Origin of the sequence: Paraburkholderia sp. GAS38 (genome assembly GCF_050434965.1) — a bacterium.
In the GTDB taxonomy this organism is placed as follows: Bacteria; Pseudomonadota; Gammaproteobacteria; order Burkholderiales; family Burkholderiaceae; genus Paraburkholderia; species Paraburkholderia phenazinium_A.
In genome coordinates this window covers 1-16,616 of sequence record NZ_JBNDJO010000014.1, presented here as the reverse complement: position 1 = coordinate 16,616, position 16,616 = coordinate 1, and the positions used below count along the sequence as shown (strand labels likewise).

Annotated in this window: 14 protein-coding genes and 2 pseudogenes; 2 read left to right on the top strand and 14 right to left on the bottom strand. The window is 61.6% G+C overall.

The window, feature by feature from the left end:
* Positions 1-155: 155 nt before the first annotated feature.
* The 10 genes and pseudogenes from P3T42_RS27760 to P3T42_RS27715 form a co-directional block, all read right to left on the bottom strand.
* Positions 156-2,429, bottom strand: a complete 2,274-nt coding sequence (locus P3T42_RS27760) for an FdhF/YdeP family oxidoreductase (RefSeq protein ID WP_074296008.1) — start codon at positions 2,427-2,429, stop codon at positions 156-158.
* Between the two features lie 88 nt (positions 2,430-2,517).
* Positions 2,518-2,598: pseudogene (locus P3T42_RS27755) on the bottom strand (AAA family ATPase); the annotation flags it as partial.
* Positions 2,599-2,646: 48 nt separating this feature from the next.
* The gene (locus tag P3T42_RS27750; protein WP_429307842.1) at positions 2,647-3,582 is read right to left on the bottom strand and encodes an SMP-30/gluconolactonase/LRE family protein; all 936 of its coding nucleotides are present in this window, start codon (positions 3,580-3,582) and stop codon (positions 2,647-2,649) included.
* A gap of 9 nt (positions 3,583-3,591) precedes the next feature.
* Positions 3,592-4,560, bottom strand: a complete 969-nt coding sequence (locus P3T42_RS27745; protein WP_074296010.1) for an ABC transporter permease — start codon at positions 4,558-4,560, stop codon at positions 3,592-3,594.
* Entirely contained in the window at positions 4,557-5,489 is a 933-nt protein-coding gene (locus P3T42_RS27740) for an ABC transporter permease (RefSeq protein WP_429307841.1), read from the bottom strand. The genes P3T42_RS27745 and P3T42_RS27740 overlap by 4 nt, the downstream gene beginning before the upstream one ends.
* A complete protein-coding gene (locus tag P3T42_RS27735) occupies positions 5,486-6,958 on the bottom strand; it encodes a sugar ABC transporter ATP-binding protein (RefSeq protein WP_429307840.1) in 1,473 nt (490 codons plus the stop codon). Before P3T42_RS27735 ends, P3T42_RS27740 begins: the two co-directional genes overlap by 4 nt.
* Before the next feature lie 67 nt (positions 6,959-7,025).
* Positions 7,026-8,066: a substrate-binding domain-containing protein gene (locus P3T42_RS27730; RefSeq protein WP_429307839.1), complete on the bottom strand. Its 1,041-nt coding sequence runs from the start codon at positions 8,064-8,066 to the stop codon at positions 7,026-7,028.
* A 44-nt stretch (positions 8,067-8,110) separates the two neighbouring features.
* Entirely contained in the window at positions 8,111-8,863 is a 753-nt protein-coding gene (locus P3T42_RS27725; protein ID WP_429307838.1) for an SDR family oxidoreductase, read from the bottom strand.
* Between the two features lie 35 nt (positions 8,864-8,898).
* Positions 8,899-9,669: an SDR family oxidoreductase gene (locus tag P3T42_RS27720; RefSeq protein WP_074296015.1), complete on the bottom strand. Its 771-nt coding sequence runs from the start codon at positions 9,667-9,669 to the stop codon at positions 8,899-8,901.
* A gap of 81 nt (positions 9,670-9,750) precedes the next feature.
* The gene (locus P3T42_RS27715; protein WP_253190058.1) at positions 9,751-11,160 is read right to left on the bottom strand and encodes an MFS transporter; all 1,410 of its coding nucleotides are present in this window, start codon (positions 11,158-11,160) and stop codon (positions 9,751-9,753) included.
* Between the two features lie 136 nt (positions 11,161-11,296).
* Between P3T42_RS27715 and P3T42_RS27710 the strand changes: the two genes are divergently transcribed.
* Positions 11,297-12,256 carry a 2-hydroxyacid dehydrogenase gene (locus P3T42_RS27710; protein ID WP_429307837.1) on the top strand — a complete coding sequence of 320 codons (960 nt, stop codon included), beginning with the start codon at positions 11,297-11,299 and terminating at the stop codon, positions 12,254-12,256.
* Positions 12,257-12,341: 85 nt separating this feature from the next.
* Positions 12,342-14,165 carry an IlvD/Edd family dehydratase gene (locus tag P3T42_RS27705; protein WP_429307836.1) on the top strand — a complete coding sequence of 608 codons (1,824 nt, stop codon included), beginning with the start codon at positions 12,342-12,344 and terminating at the stop codon, positions 14,163-14,165.
* Positions 14,166-14,181: 16 nt separating this feature from the next.
* On the opposite strand, the gene P3T42_RS27700 is transcribed toward P3T42_RS27705, so the two are convergent.
* The 4 genes and pseudogenes from P3T42_RS27700 to P3T42_RS27685 all read right to left on the bottom strand — a co-directional run.
* A complete protein-coding gene (locus P3T42_RS27700; protein ID WP_429307835.1) occupies positions 14,182-15,243 on the bottom strand; it encodes a LacI family DNA-binding transcriptional regulator in 1,062 nt (353 codons plus the stop codon).
* A 153-nt stretch (positions 15,244-15,396) separates the two neighbouring features.
* Positions 15,397-15,540 carry a hypothetical protein gene (locus tag P3T42_RS27695; RefSeq protein ID WP_429307834.1) on the bottom strand — a complete coding sequence of 48 codons (144 nt, stop codon included), beginning with the start codon at positions 15,538-15,540 and terminating at the stop codon, positions 15,397-15,399.
* Positions 15,537-15,950: pseudogene (locus P3T42_RS27690) on the bottom strand (PDDEXK nuclease domain-containing protein); the annotation flags it as partial. The gene P3T42_RS27695 and the pseudogene P3T42_RS27690, both read right to left, overlap by 4 nt.
* 417 nt (positions 15,951-16,367) lie before the next feature.
* The coding region (locus P3T42_RS27685; protein ID WP_429307833.1) for an electron transfer flavoprotein subunit alpha/FixB family protein at positions 16,368-16,616 on the bottom strand (249 nt) is incomplete at its 5' end.

The window sequence follows — 16,616 nt, the reverse complement described above, 5'->3', positions numbered from 1 at the left end:
TCCCCTTTGAAAGGCGAGGCTCACCTACCCGGATCCGAAATCCGTCCAATACAGTGTAGGGTATGGATAACAGCGCGCCATAGGGGAAAAGACGCGAGGCGGGATAACCGCCATTCGCGCTGCCCCAGTCGACAGACTGGCGCGCTCTACCAGAATCAAACTACCGCTGAGCGGACCACACGAACCGGCGTCGACTTGTAGGACGGCGTGCCGCTTTCCTTGTCAATGTAGTCGAGCGGCACCAGAACGTTCGCTTCCGGGTAGTAAGCGCCCACCGAACCTGGCGCGATGTCGTAGGCGATCGCCGTGATCTTCTCCAGGCGAAGTTGGCGGCCAGGCACAGCCGTCTCGATGTCGACCAGATCCCCATGTTCAAGCCCGCATGCGGCAAGATCGGCCTCGTTCATAAACAGCACGTCACGCCGGCCGAACACCCCCCGGTAACGATCGTCCAGGGCGTAGATGGTCGTGTTGTACTGGTCATGGCTGCGCAGCGTCACGAGGCGCAGGACGTCGTCGCCATCCACGTCCGCGTCTTCCTTCACACCGTGGTAAACCGAGAACATCGCCTTGCCGGTCGGCGTCGGGAAAACGCGCCCGGTCGGCGGCAGCGGCATGCGGAAGCCACCCGGCACGCGGATGCGTGCGTTGTAGCGCTCGAAGCCCGGAATCGTCTCTTCGATCAGGTCGCGGATCTTGTCGTAATCGGCGACCAGCTCCATCCAGTTCACCTTGCTGTCCGGGAGCGTCGCGGCGGCGATGCCGGCCACAATTGCGGGCTCCGAGCGCAGGAACTCGGAGGCGGGCGTGAGCTTGCCGGCCGACGCATGGACCATCGACATCGAATCCTCAACGGTGATCGACTGGCCCATGCCGTTCTGCATGTCGAGTTCGGTGCGACCGATCACCGGCAGAATGTAGGTTTCCTTCGCGACCAGCAAGTGCGAGCGGTTGAGCTTGGTGCCGAGATGCACACTCAGATCGAGCGCCTTCATCGCCGGGAAGCACTGATCCGAATCCGGCAGCGCGACCGCGAAGTTGCCCCCGAGGCACAGCAGCGCCTTCGACTTGCCCGCAATCATCGCCTGCATGGCCGCGACTGCGTCGTGGCCATGCTCCGCGGGTGGCTTGAAGCCGAGTACTTCCTCGATCTTCGCGAGGAATGCCGCGGACGGTTTCTCGGTGATGCCGACCGTACGGTTGCCTTGCACGTTCGAGTGGCCACGCAGCGGGCAGATACCACCGCCTTCTCTGCCCATGTTGCCGCGCATCAGCAGCAGGTCGCAGATCAGGCGCACGTTCGCGGTGCCCTTGTTATGCTGCGTGACGCCCATTCCGTAAGTGATGATCGTCGACTTCGCTTTCGCGTACGCGTCCGCGACGTTCGCGAGTTCATCGCGGGTCAGGCCGCTTTCCGCTTCGATGTCTTGCCACGAAGTGGCCTCGATGTCCGCCACGAGCGCATCAATGCCTTCCGTGTACGTCGCGATGAACTCGCGGTCGAGTACGTCGCCGCGCTCGGCGTCGAGCGCGAGCAGCGCCTTGATCACGCCCTTGAGCGCAGCCGCGTCGCCGCCAGCTTTCACCTGATGATAGGTTGACGCGATGCGAGTGGAACCGAACGTCGCCATCTGTAGCATCGACTGCGGATCCTGGAAGCGTTCCAGCGCGCGCTCGCGAAGCGGATTGAACACGATGATCGGGACGCCGCGACGCGAAGCTTCCCAGAGCGTGCCCATCATTCGCGGGTGGTTGGTGCCCGGGTTGTGGCCGATCGAGATGATCAGGTCGGTCTTCTCGAAGTCGTCGAGCGACACGGTGCCCTTGCCGATGCCGATCGATTGCGGCAAGCCGACGCTGGTCGGTTCGTGGCACATGTTCGAGCAATCCGGGAAATTGTTCGTGCCATATTCCCGGGCGAACAGCTGATAGAGATACGCGGCCTCGTTCGAGGCCCGGCCGGACGTATAGAACTCGACCTGGTCGGGCGACAGCCCGCGCAGGATTTCGCCGATCCGGCCGAACGCCGCCTCCCATTCGACGGCCCGGAAGGTGTCCGTTGCACGGTCGTAGACGAGCGGATGCGTGAGCCGGCCCATATCCTCCAGTTCGAAATCCGACCGTTCCAGCAGCGACGACACCGTGTTGGACGCGAAGAACTCTGGGCGTACCCGCTTGGTCGTGGCTTCCCAGGTGACCGCTTTGGCACCGTTTTCGCAGAACTGGAACGTCGACTTGTGCTCCTTGTCGGGCCATGCGCAGCCAGGACAGTCGAAGCCATCAGGCTGATTGGTCCGAAGCAACGTGAGGGGAGCCTTGATGGTCTCCATCTGCAGCCGGATGGCTTGCGATGTCGCTTTGAGCGCCCCCCAACCACCCGCTGGGTCGTCGTACTCCCGAATACCGGGCACTTCGCGTCGATTCGTCATCTGCGGCTCCATGAACTGCCCCAGAGACCCGGAGACTGTCCTGCCTGGGGTTACGCCGCGTCGCGGCGTACGGTTAGGATAAGGCTCAGTCTACATGGGCGTTCCCGATCTCGTCGAGCAACACCATGCCATACGGACGCCGCCGGACGCACTCGGTCAACTGGCCGCCGCGCAGCTCAGGCTACGGGGCCGATAGGGTTCGGTGCTTTCAACACCCCTACGGTCGTTGTATGCCCTGTGCGTTCACTTTCAGCCGGTACAGAGACGTCGACGCCACGATAAACATCTCGTCACGGTTCTTGCCGCCGAACGTCAGGTTCGCCACCTTCTCCGGCACCGGGATCAGCGCGAGCCGGGTGCCGTCGGGGTGGAAGACCTGTATGCCGATCGCGCTGCTGGTGAAGACCCAGCCGCGGCTGTCAAGGCGAAATCCATCCGGCAAGCCCTCCCCATCGGCAATGGTCGCGAAGATCCGGGCGTTGCTCAAAGACCGGCCGCCTACGACGTCGAACACCCGTATGTTGTGGAAGCCCTCGTCTCCATACGGGATCGTTGACGTATCCGACACGTAGAGCAGTGACTCGTCCGGCGAAAATGCCAGGCCGTTCGGGCAAATCAGAAGATCGGTCATGACATCCAGCGTCTTGTCGCGCGGGTCGAATCGAAACACATGGCAGCCGCGCATTTCCTGAGCAGACTGATGCCCCTCATAATCCGACAAGATGCCGTACGGCGGATCGCTGAACCAGATCGTCCCATCGCTTTTCACCACCACGTCGTTGGGCGAATTCAAGCGCCGGCCATGATAGCGGTCCACGACGATCTCATCGACCGGCCGGCTGAGATTCGGGCCGAATCGCGTGCGAATCACCGCACGCTGCCCGTGAGAACAGTGCAGCAGGCTGCCGTCCGCTTCACGATAATGACCGTTCGTGAATTCCACGCGATCGCGCCAGACGCTCACGCCCTCTTCGGGATGCCAGCGCATCATCCGGTTGTTGGGAATGTCGCTCCATAGCACGGAGTTGTCCTCGTGCATCCAGACCGCGCCTTCGCTCCATATGCAGCCGCTCGCCAACTGCTCCAGCTTCGCATCGCCCGCCAGCAATTCCCGGGCGCGTTCGTCATAGATCTCTATAGCCGAATGATTCATTTCGCTTTCCTAACGTGTTCGCCGTTTTTCCGTCAATGCCACCACCATCACGATGATGATGCCCGTCAACAAGGTTCGCAAACCCGCACTCGCTCCGGCACTGTTCAGCAAGGCGACCAGCAGAAACATGAACAACGCCCCGCCCCAGATGCCGCCGATAGACGCCCGGCCGCCGGCAACCGAGGTACCGCCAATCACGACCACCGCTACCGTCAGCAGCAAATATTCATTGCCCTGATCCAGCGAATTCCCGCCGGAGTAGGAAGCTATCAGGCATCCGGTCAAGCCGGCCAGGGCGCCGCTGATTGCATACGTCAGCAGGACATGGAAGCCCGTTTTCACGCCGGCCAGGCGCGCCGCATTGCGATTCTGACCGATTGCACAAAGCGCCCTGCCGTATATCGTGCGGGTGAGCAGTAGCCAGACCAGCAAGGTCAGCACCATCGCGAAGAGCGCAAATACCGGCACAGCACCGATGCGCGCCACCAGCATCTCCGCCAACAAGGCGGGAGGCGGCGTACGCATGCCGCGTCCGTAAGCGATGGCGCAGGACAAGACGATCAGGGCACTCGACATCGTGGCGATAATCGGCGGAATCCGCAGCAGGCGGATCAGCAGAAAGTTCACGATCCCCACCACCATTCCGGATGCGAGCGCGACCAGAATGCCCACTGCAATGAGACTGTTCGAGCTTTCCATTGCACTCATCGACAAGGCGCCCGATAGCGCGATCACCGACGGTATCGACAGGTCGATATTGCCGGGCCCGCTCGTAATCACCAGCATCTGCCCCAACGAAACCAGGACGGTGAAGGTCGAGAAGCTGAGTGCCGTCGTCAGCAGGGAACCCATGCCGGGGCCCCCTTTGCCTGCGTTGAACAAGGCCGTGGCGACAAGCGCGAGAATCGCCGCGAGCCAGGTACTTAGCCAGTAGGTATTGCGTAGCCGACCCCACGCGGAAACACGGACGTCGCTCATGCTGGTTTCCCCGAATAGTTGATCACGGTCCGCAAGCTCAGCGCCACGACGAGAATCACGCCTTGCATGGCGACTTGCCAGTCCGAAGACACCTGGTAGAAGTTCAGAAACGACGTCGCCAGCGTCATGGTCAAGGCGCCGAACACGCTTCCCAGCGCATACACCTTCCCGCCGACGAACTCACCGCCGCCCAGGATGACGCTCGCAATGGAAATCAGGGTATAGCTGGTGGCCTGATTGGCGTCGGCCGACGTGGTCTGTCCCAGCAACAGCAAGCCGGAGACGATGCCGAATAGCCCTGCCAACGCGTAGACGGCGGCGTGAATACCGAGGCTCGAGCGGCCGCTTCGCTGTATCACTTTGGGGTTGCCGCCAAAGCCGCGCACGACAATACCGAAGACGGTGACATTAAAGATCACATACGCGATCAGCGCCGCGAGCAGGGCAAACAGGACAGGCAACGGCACGAATGGGGGTTGCCACGCCATCAGATCGACGAGGTATTGAGGCGCCTGACCACCTGGACTCGGCACCAGCAACAGTGCGAAGCCCAGCCAGATAAACGACAAACCCAGCGTAACGACAATCGACGACAACTGCCGCACCTGAATCAGGACACCGCAAAACACGTACACGCCAACCGCCAGAACATACAGTAGGACTGCGAGCCAGGGCGAGGTGGGCAGGATGACCGCGCCGATCGCGGCGCACATCGAAATGAACGGCCCAATGGACAGATCCAGGTCGCCTACCGACACCATCATCATCTGCGCGAGGGTTGCGAACACGATCGGGACAGAGGCGCCCAATAGCAGTGTCAGTCCCATATACGACAGCGCCAGCGGCTGATTTCGATAGATCAGCCCCAGCAGGACCGCAAAGGTGAGCGCAGACAGCAAACGGGAGGTATTGGCGCGGAGATTTCTCATGCCAGCTCCTCGAAGGACATGCGGAACAGCTCGCCTTCACTCAAATCCGCATTCGCGATTTCGCCCACAATTTTGCCTTCGTTCATGACATAGATGCGGTCGCAGTGATAGAGCTCCTCGAACTCGGTGGTGTACCAAAGGAACGTGCGCCCCTGATGGGCTTGCGATCGAATGATGTTATAGATTTCAAACTTGGTGCCGACATCCACGCCGCGCGTCGGATCGTCCATGAGGATGACCGGCGCATCCGCTCCCAAGGCACGCGCAAACAATACCTTCTGCTGGTTGCCGCCGGAAAGCGAATCGATGGGGAGATTCATGTCGGGCGTTTTCACCTTCAACTTTTCCATCCACTGCCTGATCAGGCGGCCTTCCTCCTTGAAGGAAATCAGCCCTGCCCGCCCGCATTTTCCCAGCCAGGACAAGCTCATGTTTTTGGCAATCGACCACAAACCGAATACGCCGTCGCTCTGACGATCGCCGGCGACAAAAGCCGTGCCGGCACGCCGTTCATTGCCGAGCCGATCCGCACGCCCCTTGTGCAACGCATGAACCAGCTTGAGCAAGCGGGTTTGGCCGTGCCCGGCCAGCCCCGCCAGTCCGATGATTTCGCCCTCGAACGCCTTGAGCGGCAAACTTTCCGCAGACAGGCGCGCCTGTATCTGCAACTCACCGGCTTGAAATTGCCGGGCGGTTGTCGCTTTGTCGCCCTGGTTCGTGTGACCGTGGCCCATTGCGTCGACCACGCGCTCCACGTCGGTTTGTGCCGTAGGACTTTCGTAGACGACAGCGCCTTCACGCATCACGACGACGCGGTCGCTGTAATTCATGACCTCTGCCATCTTGTGCGAAATCAGAATGCAGATGCCGCCGCCACGCACAAACTCCCGCAAGTAGCCGAGCAGTTGCTTCGCCGAGTGTTCGTCCAGCGAAGAAGTGGGCTCATCGAGAATGACCAGCTTCAGGGGGTGGTCGCCGGGCGTAAACGCCATGGCGATCTCCACCATCTGACGTTTCGTGATCGGGATGTCCTCGATGATCTGGCGTGGGGCGAGGCCATGCCCCGGGAATATCCGGTCCAGCGCATCCAGCAACTGCGCACCGGCCTGTTTGCGCCATCCCAGCCCGTTGCCGTGCGAAGTCCGCAGACGCATGTTCTCGGCAAGGCTGAGATTGGGGCAGAGCGACAACTCCTGGAAGACGCAGCGGATGCCGTGCCGGATGGCTTCGTGGGTATTCCAGTGATGCTCCACCTCGTTCCCACCCACGAACAGCGCGCCGTGGTCGTTTTTGAATACCCCCGAGAGGATATTCATCAACGTCGATTTACCGGCGCCGTTGTGTCCGACGATACCCACGCACTCCCCCGGATAAAACGCCAGGCTGACATCGACCAGCGCCCGCACGGCACCAAAGGTCTTGCCGATCGTCGCGGTTCTGACAAATGCTGCATCTGCACTCAATGCCATAACACTCCCCACTCACCCCGAATCAACCCAGATGGGATATCACACCCGCGTTGCCGGTACGCATGCGTTAGTTTGCGGCATGGCTCTTGACGTAGTCCATCACTTGCTGCTTGGTGAATGTCTGGTCATAGACGCCACCCTTCGGGGTACTTGCCATTGACTGAACCAGATCGTTCTGGGTAATGACGGAAATCGGCAGATTGATTTCCTTCGGCAGCTTCGCACCGGCCAGCACCTGCTGCGCGTACCAGAACGCAAAGGTCGCGGCACCCGGCACGATAGAAGCGGACTCCGTCTCGTAGCCGTTCTTGTCGTGCTCGTTCTTCCACAACTCCAGTTCGTCATAGCGGTTGCCCATGAACACCACGGGCAATTTTCGGCCAGCGTCGATAAAGGCCCGCGCCGTACCCGCGCCGTCGCCCCCCTGCGTGGTCACCGCCACCACATCCGACAGGGTAGGCAGGAGCCCGGCGACGGCCTTCTGCGCGACCGTCTGCGTGTAATCGCCGTTGACCGAGCCGACGACCTTGAACTCCGGATATTGCTTGAGCCCCTCTTCGACACCGCTGTGGATCTGGTTGTCGACCACGAAGCCCGCCAGGCCTCGCACTTCAAGCAGGTTGCCCTTCAGGTTTCGTTTGTGAAAGTAGTCGATCTGCATCTGGCCCATGCGCTTGAAGTCGATACTGATCTTGTACGCACAAGGTTCCGTGACAGTGCCGTCGAACGACACCACCACGATGCCGGCGCTGCAGGCCTGTTTGATCGCCCCATTGACTGCCGTGGGCGAAGCCGCGTCGACGACGATCGCGGTATAGCCCTGCAGGATCATGTTCTGAATCTGCTGAGACTGCTCGGTCGCCTGATTCTGCACCGTCGTGAAACTCGGCGCCGCGGCGACGACCTTGTTGGCCACCGCCTGTTTCGTGACCTTGTCCCAATCCTGCAGCATCTGCTGGCGCCACGAATTGCTCGCGAACGAGTTGGATAAAGCGATCTTTGCATTCGTCGTGGGCTTTTCCTGAGCATGGGCATTGACGCCCGCCAACAGGATGGCGCCCAGACAAAGCAGATTCCGTGCGCAGTGTGCCGTTTTTTCTTTCATCATTCGTCTCCAGAATAGTGTGCACCAGTGGCTGCGGCCGACTGTCGTTAGCCGCGGCCGACAAAAGGCATATGACTCGCCATCACCGTCATGAACAGAACGTTTGCATCTAGCGGAAGGCTATCCATGTACAGGATCGCCTTGACCACGTTGTCGATAGACATGCGCGGCTCGACCCTGGTCGAACCGTCGGCCTGCAGCGTCCCTTTCGCCATCAGTTCGCTCATATCGGTTGCCGCATTGCCGATATCGATCTGGCCGCACGCAATGTCATAAGGCCGGCCGTCCAGCGCAGAAGCCTTGGTCAAGCCGGTGATGGCGTGTTTGGTTGCCGTGTAAGGCGCGGCCTTGGGACGCGGCGCATGGGCGGAGATCGAACCGTTGTTGATGATGCGCCCGCCACGTGGCTGCTGCTTCTTCATCAAATGGAACGCGCCTTGCGTACACAGGAATGCGCCGGTCAGGTTGACATTGACCGCCTGCACCCATTGTTCGTAACTGATGTCTTCCAGCGACGCTTGCGGCGTGAAGGTGCCGGCGTTATTGAACAGCAGATCCAGACGGCCCAATTTTTCTTCGAGCTGTCCGAACAGATGCTTGACGGCATCCGGGTCGGTAACATCGCAGGCCATCGCGTGCACGCGTGTCGCGTTCGAGCCGGACATGTCGGCCGTTTCAGCCAACGCCTGCTCCTTTCGTCCCGCCAGCACGACGGTGTAGCCGTGACTCAAAAGGCCCAAGGCAACGTGACGGCCGATTCCCGACCCCGCGCCCGTGATCAGCGCAACTTTCCCATCCATCGTCGTTCCTCCAGATCAGTCGCCGCAGCGCGGCATCAGTTCGACCAGCCGCCATCGATAACGTGAATCGCGCCGGTGGTGAACGACGATTCGTCCGAAGCCAGGTAGGTCACCAGCGCCGCGATTTCTTCGGCACGCCCCACCCGCCCGATAGGTTGACGCGCGATGAAAGCGGCCCGTACCTGAGCTTCGTCCTGCTTCGACGAGACCGCTTGCGCGGCGATCCGTTGATGCAGCGAAGGCGATTCCACGGTGCCGGGACAGATCGCATTGCAGCGGATGCCCTGGCCGACAAAATCCGCTGCGACCGCTTTGGTCAAGCCGATGACCGCCGCTTTCGATGCGCCATAGACGAACCGGTTCGGCACGCCTTTCACGCTCGATGCGGCCGACGCCATGTTGATGATCGAGCCGCCCTTTCCCGCCTCGATCATGTGCGGCAGAAACGCGCGAATGGTCCGATACATCGATTTCACGTTCAGATCGAAGCTGAAGTCCCAGTCGTCCTCCGAGCACTTCAGGATGCTGCCGTCGTGCACGAAACCAGCGCAGTTGAACAGCGCATCGAGCGCTCCGGTTTCGCGCGCGAAAGCCTCCACGTCTGCCGTATTGCGCACGTCAAGCCGCGCCGTACGCAGCGAGCCGGTTCCCTGCGCCAAGGTCTGCAGTTCGGCGAGCGCGGCCTCGTCGACGTCAGTCGCCCATACGCTTGCGCCTTCGGCCGCCAGCATCAGCGCACTAGCCCGCCCGATGCCCTTGCCGGCGGCTGTCACCAGCATGTTCTTTCCCGCCACGCGTTTGCCCATCTTGTCGCTCCGCCCTTATGTTGAAGTCGCAGTTCGCCGCCGGTTGAACACCGGCCAGTGTCAATCGTTCAGGATGACAATCTAATGAATTGCATCGTTGAGGTCCGTCAGATCGCGGCCGCGCGTCTCTGTCGACAGCGCGACGCCGATCAAGGTCAGCGTCGCCAGGACAGCCGTATAGACGCCCATGACCCAGAACGCGCCGCCCGCCAGTCCCACCAGATAGATGCCGAGCACCGGCGCGAGACCGCCCGACAACACCGCGCCAATCTCACGCGCGAGCGCGACGCCGGAGTATCGGCAGCGGTTGCCGAACAGTTCGGCGAAGTGGGCGCATTGGGCGCCGAGCATGCTGTTCGCACCGATCGCCAGACCGCCGAACATCGCAACAGCAATCCATAGCGGATTGCCCGTACTGACCATCCACCACGATGGAAGCGACCACAGCAGCATGAAGATCGCGCCGGCGCGATAGACCGTAATGCGGCCGATACGATCCGACAACGCGCCGAACATCGGCGTTGTAATCGCGCTCGCGAGCGTCGCGATCAACGCACCTGTGGTACCGATTGTGGCGAGATCGGACGAGCGCACGCCCATCCGCGTCGCCACCGTGCCGCCCAGAAATGCAATCACGATGGTCGTATAGATCGTCGAGCCGCCCTGCTCGGCAAAGCGCATGAGCACCGCAGCCAGGACGGGCCGGCGCGCCGTCGTCATGACGGTTTTCATCGGAGAACGAACGACTTCGCGTGCCCCTTCGAGATTCAGGAACACTGGGCTTTCGCGCAGGCGCAGCCGGATCCACACCGCTACGCCGATCAGCACCACGCTGGCGAGAAACGGCAGACGCCATGCCCATGCAAGGATTTCGTCGTTGCCGAGGGTGTGCTGCATCACGCTAAAGGTTGCCGTCGCGAGGCCGAATCCGGCAAAGATGCCGACGAACGGCAGTGCGGCAAAGAAGCCGCGCCGCGGAACCGGCGACACTTCCGCCATCAGCGTCGAAGCGCCCGCCTGTTCGGCGCCGGCGCCGAAACCTTGCACGAGACGCAGCGCGACCAGAACGACCGCGCCGACAGGACCGCTCGGCAGCAAACCGACCAGCATCGTGGAGACGCCCATGATGGCGATGGTCAGCAGCAGAACAAACTTGCGCCCTTTTCTGTCGCCAAGCGAACCGAAGAACAGACCGCCGAACGGCCGGGCGAGAAAGCCCGCGCCATACGTGCCGAAACTCGCGAGCAGGCCCGCGTTCGCACCGAGCGTTGGGAAAAAGATGTGCCTGAAAACAAGGGCTGTCGCCAGACCGAAGATCGCGAAGTCGTAATACTCGAGCGCGCTGCCGACGCCGCCGGTGAGAATGGCGCGCCGCAGTTGCTCCGGCGAGACCGGTGCCTGGCTAGCCGCCTGATCAGCTCCTGCATCATCTAGCGAGATGCTCTGGATCGGCTCTGCCGCATAGCCGGATCCATATGCCTTCATACCCATTTGCGTCTCCTGTGCAAACGTATGTGCATCTGGAATTCTGTCGTTCTTTTATTCGTTCGATGTGCTGGACACTGGCGTTTGGTTAAGCTATGGTTACCGGTAACCAACGAGGCCCACTCTAACATGAGGAGATAGCATGCACAAGGCTGAGGTACTGGTAGTTACCCGGTATCCCGACGCAGATATGGCGGCGCTGGCGCAGCATTACACGCTGCACGTGCTTGCCGACGCGGAAGACCCGGATGCGTTGCTCGCGGAGATCGCACCCCGTATCCGGGCACTCGCGACGAATGGCGAAGCCGGCGCCAGCGCGAAGCTGATTGACGCACTGCCGCACCTGGAAATCATCGCGTCATACGGTGTGGGGGTGGATGCAATTGACCTGGAACGCGCCGCGCAGCGCAACATACGTGTCACGTACACGCCGGACGTCCTGACCGACGACGTCGCCGACCTGGGGATCGCCCTGCTGCTTTCGGTGGCCCGAGACATTCCGCAGAACGATGCGATTGTGCGTGCGGGTGAATGGGGACACGTGCAGATTCCGCTTGCCACCCGCGTGTTCGGCAAGCGGCTGGGAATTCTTGGACTCGGACGCGTCGGCCGTGCGGTCGCCAAACGGGCAGCGGGGTTCGATATGGTGATTTCGTACCATGATCGCAACCGCTTCGACGACAGCCCTTATACGTTTCATGAAACTGCGGTCGAGCTAGCGCGTCATAGCGATTTCCTCATCATCTGCGCGGCTGCGGACCGAAGCAATCGCGCGTCGATTGGCCACGAGGTGCTGGACGCGCTCGGACCGGATAGCTTCCTCATCAATATCGCGCGGGGCAGTATCATCGACGAGCCGGTTTTGTTGAACTATCTAACGGAGCGGCGCATCCGCGGTGCGGCACTCGACGTATTCTGGAGCGAACCCGCCATCGATCCGCGCTTTTTTGCGTTGCACAACGTCGTGCTGCAGCCGCACCGGGCCAGCGGGACGGTAGAAACCCGCGCGGCAATGGCGCATCTGGTACGGAACAATCTGGCGGCGTTCTTCGCCGGCGAGCCGCTCATCACCGAATACACGGCCCACAAGGCGCGCACCTGACGCCGACGACTCACGCTCATCCCCGATAATTGCCTGGAAGGACTGACGATCCCTTCCCCGCGCCCACATCTCTACGGACAACATCATGTCTCACGATAACGCCCCCCACGATAACCCGAAGAGCGACGCAGGCTCGCCCGAACGACGCCTGCGCAGCCGTCGCTGGTTCGACGATCCCTCGGATCCCGGCATGACCGCGCTGTATCTCGAGCGTTATATGAACTACGGCATTACCCGCGAAGAGCTGCAATCGGGTAAGCCGATCATCGGCATTGCACAGACCGGCTCCGATCTCGCGCCGTGCAACCGCCACCACCTGCAGCTCGCGCAGCGCGTACGCGACGGCATTCGCGACGCGGGCGGCATTCCGCTTGAATTTCCGGTGCATCCGATTCAGGAAACCGGCAAACGGCCCACCGCCGCGCTCGATCGCAATCTCGCGTATCTGGGCCTGGTGGAGATCCTCCACGGCTACCCGATCGATGGCGTGGTGCTCACCACAGGTTGCGACAAGACCACGCCCGCGTGTCTGATGGCGGCCGCCACCGTCAATATCCCGTCAATCGTGCTGTCCGGCGGACCGATGCTCGACGGCTGGTGGAAAGGCAAGCTCGCGGGTTCCGGCACGGTGATCTGGGATGCCCGCAAGCGCCTGTCGGCCGGCGAAATCGGCTACGAGCAGTTTATTGAGGAGGTGTCGTCTTCGGCGCCATCCGCCGGTCACTGCAACACCATGGGCACGGCGCTGTCGATGAATTCGCTCGCCGAAGCGCTCGGCATGTCTCTGCCTAACTGCGCGGCGATTCCGGCGCCTCATCGCGAACGCGGCTGGATCGCGTATCACACCGGCAAGCGTATCGTCGACATGGTCGCGGAGAATCTGCGCCCATCCGACATCATGACAAAGGGCGCATTCGAAAACGCGGTCGTGGCAGCGGCGGCGCTCGGCGCCTCGTCGAACTGTCCGATTCACATGATCGCGATTGCGCGTCATATGGGTGTCGAGCACACGCTCGACGACTGGCAGCGTCTCGGCCCTGACGTACCGCTGCTGGTGGACTGCCAGCCTGCGGGGCGCTTCCTCGGCGAAGCGTTCCATCGCGCGGGCGGCGTGCCTGCCGTGATGCGCGAACTGTTTGCCGCCGGCAAGCTGGACGGCAGTGTGCGCACCGTCACAGGCCGTACGCTGGAGGAGGATCTTGCCGCGGTGCCGGAACCGGACCGCGAGGTGATTCGCGCCTACGACAATCCCCTCAGGGAAGCGGCCGGCTATGTGGTGCTGTCGGGCAACCTGTTCGACAGCGCGGTGATGAAGATCAGCGTAATCGATCAGGCGTTCCGCAAACGCTTCCTCTCGGACCCCGAACATCCCGACGTGTTCGAAGGCAAGGCGATCGTGTTCGAAGGGCCCGAGGACTATCACGCGCGGATCGAAGATCCGGAACTCGGTGTCGACGATCATTCCGTCCTGGTGATTCGCAACTGCGGACCGGTTGGGTATCCGGGCGGCGCGGAGGTCGTCAATATGCAACCGCCCGCAGCCTTGATCAAACGGGGCATCGACACGCTGCCGACCCTGGGCGATGGCCGTCAGAGCGGCACATCCGCGAGTCCGTCGATCCTGAACGTGTCGCCGGAAGCCGCGGTAGGCGGCAACCTGGCACTGCTGAGAACCGGTGACCGCCTGCGCATCGATCTCAACTCGCGCAAGGTCGACGTCCTGATTCCGGACGAAGAAATGGCGCAGCGCCGGGCCGCCTACACGCTGCCCAAGCTGGAGCACAAGACGCCGTGGGAAGAGATCTACCGCAGCATGGTCGGGCAGCAAGGCACGGGTGCGTGCCTCGAACCCGCCACGCTATATCTGAACATCATCGAAACCCGGGGAGAGTCGCGACACAATCATTGATGCCGCCGGGGGCGCCTCAAGCGCTCTCGCGCTGCACGACCTCGTAGTGGATCTTGACGAGCTTCGGCGTTTCGCGCCGCTCGCGCGCCGGCGCTTCCTTCTCGCGGCGTGATTTGCTTGGTAACTCGCCGTGGTCGATCTCGTCGACCGCGGTGAGCAGCGACTCGCCGGCCGCATGACCAATGCCGTAAGGATCGACGGCGATCGTGGTGATGGTCGGGTAGCAGTGCCGCGACACCTCGAAATCGCCGAACCCCGCCACCGCGATATCGCGAGGCACGACGAGGCCGCGCCGATGGCAGGCCATGATCACACCGAACGCGTGAATGTCGCTCGCGCACATCACCGCGTCGGTATCCGGCCAGCGTTCGAGCAACTGGCCGAGCGCCGCTGCACCATGGCCCATTGCAAGGCCGTGAGCCATGTTGGTGGTCCATTCGGTTTGCGTGATGTCGCGCGCCTCATGGCGGGCCTCCGCACGCACCGCGTTCAGGTACCCACGGCGCCGCGCGATACCGCGCAGGTCCAGTTTTGACGCACTACTGACGAAGCCAATGCGCTTATAACCGCGTGCGTAGAGATAATGCACCATGCTGCTCGCGGCTTCGGCGTTCGAGAAGCCGACAACGCGGTCGATCGGATGGCGTGGCAACTCCCACGTCTCGATCACCGGAATCCGCGCGCGCGTCAGAAGCGAGTGGGCCTCCTCGGTGTGGTGGCCGCCCGCCAGCACGATGCCGCGCGGCTGATAGCGCAGCAGCGTCTTGATCAGCGCCTCCTCGCGCTCCAGCATGTAGTCGGTGTTACCCAGCAGCAACTGCAGATTGCGCGATTCAACGACGTCGTTGATGCCACGCACCATGTCGGAGAAGTTGGAGCTGGAGAGCGACGGCACCAGCACGACGACAAAATTCGACCGCCCTGACGATAGCGCACCGGCGCTCGCGTCGGCGACATAGCCGGTTTCCGCGACCACCCGCAGTACGCGCTCCCGCGTCTCGGCCCCGACGTGCTGCCCCGTGAGAACCCGTGAGACCGTCATTTTCGACACGCCTGCGAGGCGCGCGACGTCGGCCATCCGAATCGGCCCAGACGACGATAGCGGAAGCTGGGATTTACTGTCTGTACTCATACCGGCGTGAATAGAATTCGATCAGTAGATGGTACAGGAACGTTGTATGGAATTGCGTATGAACTGATCGCGGATGCGGTGCCCGCTTTGCGAAAGCGATCATACGGCGCGGGAAGCTGCATTCAGCGCGGCGGCTTCGGGTTCAGTCAGATAGAGGCCGCGGAAGCGCTTGTCGACGCGCTCCCACATCGGGCCCAGAACAACCAGGCCAATCGAGATATGTTGCCTCTTTTGCGAAGTCACGACTCGTCCCCTTTGCCGTCCTGCAGACGTCGCCGATCCTCAAGTTCTTGCCGCGAACGCTGCAATGCATCGGCAATCAGTTGCTCGTCGGGCAGCACCGTCTGGTACTCTGCCGCCAGAACCTTATTGGCCAGATTGTCGAGGGCGTAATGTGCCTCGGCCGCCCCCTTCTCGGTGCACAGAATAAAGCCCACGGGAGGATTCTCGCCAGGCAGCATCCCATGTTCCCTGGCGTAATTGAGGTAGAGATGCATTTGCCCGGCGTCGGCATAGCTGAAACGCCCAGCCTTCAGATCGATAATGATCAAACAACGAAGACGGCGGTGGAAGAAGACGAGATCCACACGAAACCATATGTCATCGATGCGCAATCGACGCTGACGTCCAACGAATGCGAATTCATCGCCCAGTAATACTCACCTCGTCATTAACTGTTCACCGTCGGGTACCCCGCCAATGCAACCTCGGTTTGCGGCGTTTCACCCACATTTCCAGTAGAAATTCTGCGAGGCAAAACCGATGTGCACGCGCGTCCGCTCCGCGCTAGGCGCTGCGATACGGCCTACTTTGATATTACGGTTTCCCTCGCGATCCGGATCGCTGTATCGAAGCTGCTATCCGTGGCAACGTGTCTGTTATCGACGCTCACGAGCCAATTTTCACCGCTGCAGCACCAGCGAATTCGCCTCTCTTCAAGGAGTAGAGCGAACCACCGCCAAATGGAAGCATCTTCGGCGTTAGCGGCCAAGGCCGCCACCGCTCGGACATGCCCCATCTCGCTCAGATTGCTCACCTGTCACCTCTTTATACGTTGGCCTTCCCTCGCACTACACTTGAGACAGTGTTGCCTCGAACTCCGGCACCACCGTGAACAGATCGCCCACCAGACCGTAATCGGCGACGCTGAAAATCGGCGCTTCCGGGTCCTTGTTGATTGCCACGATGACCTTCGAGTCCTTCATGCCGGCCAGATGCTGGATCGCACCCGAGATGCCCACCGCGACGTACAGTTGCGGCGCGACGATCTTGCCGGTCTGGCCCACCTGGTAGTCGTTCGGCACGAAGCCTGCGTCGAC

What these genes read in the sequence shown, in the direction of transcription:
- P3T42_RS27715 (WP_253190058.1), bottom strand. Translation starts at nt 11,160, where the DNA reads ATGGGTATGAAGGCATATGGATCCGGCTATGCGGCAGAGCCGATCCAG.
- P3T42_RS27745 (WP_074296010.1), bottom strand. Translation starts at nt 4,560, where the DNA reads ATGAGCGACGTCCGTGTTTCCGCGTGGGGTCGGCTACGCAATACCTAC.
- P3T42_RS27760 (WP_074296008.1), bottom strand. Translation starts at nt 2,429, where the DNA reads ATGACGAATCGACGCGAAGTGCCCGGTATTCGGGAGTACGACGACCCA.
- P3T42_RS27730 (WP_429307839.1), bottom strand. Translation starts at nt 8,066, where the DNA reads ATGATGAAAGAAAAAACGGCACACTGCGCACGGAATCTGCTTTGTCTG.
- P3T42_RS27735 (WP_429307840.1), bottom strand. Translation starts at nt 6,958, where the DNA reads ATGGCATTGAGTGCAGATGCAGCATTTGTCAGAACCGCGACGATCGGC.
- P3T42_RS27750 (WP_429307842.1), bottom strand. Translation starts at nt 3,582, where the DNA reads ATGAATCATTCGGCTATAGAGATCTATGACGAACGCGCCCGGGAATTG.
- P3T42_RS27700 (WP_429307835.1), bottom strand. Translation starts at nt 15,243, where the DNA reads ATGGCCGACGTCGCGCGCCTCGCAGGCGTGTCGAAAATGACGGTCTCA.
- P3T42_RS27740 (WP_429307841.1), bottom strand. Translation starts at nt 5,489, where the DNA reads ATGAGAAATCTCCGCGCCAATACCTCCCGTTTGCTGTCTGCGCTCACC.
- P3T42_RS27710 (WP_429307837.1), top strand. Translation starts at nt 11,297, where the DNA reads ATGCACAAGGCTGAGGTACTGGTAGTTACCCGGTATCCCGACGCAGAT.
- P3T42_RS27705 (WP_429307836.1), top strand. Translation starts at nt 12,342, where the DNA reads ATGTCTCACGATAACGCCCCCCACGATAACCCGAAGAGCGACGCAGGC.
- P3T42_RS27725 (WP_429307838.1), bottom strand. Translation starts at nt 8,863, where the DNA reads ATGGATGGGAAAGTTGCGCTGATCACGGGCGCGGGGTCGGGAATCGGC.
- P3T42_RS27720 (WP_074296015.1), bottom strand. Translation starts at nt 9,669, where the DNA reads ATGGGCAAACGCGTGGCGGGAAAGAACATGCTGGTGACAGCCGCCGGC.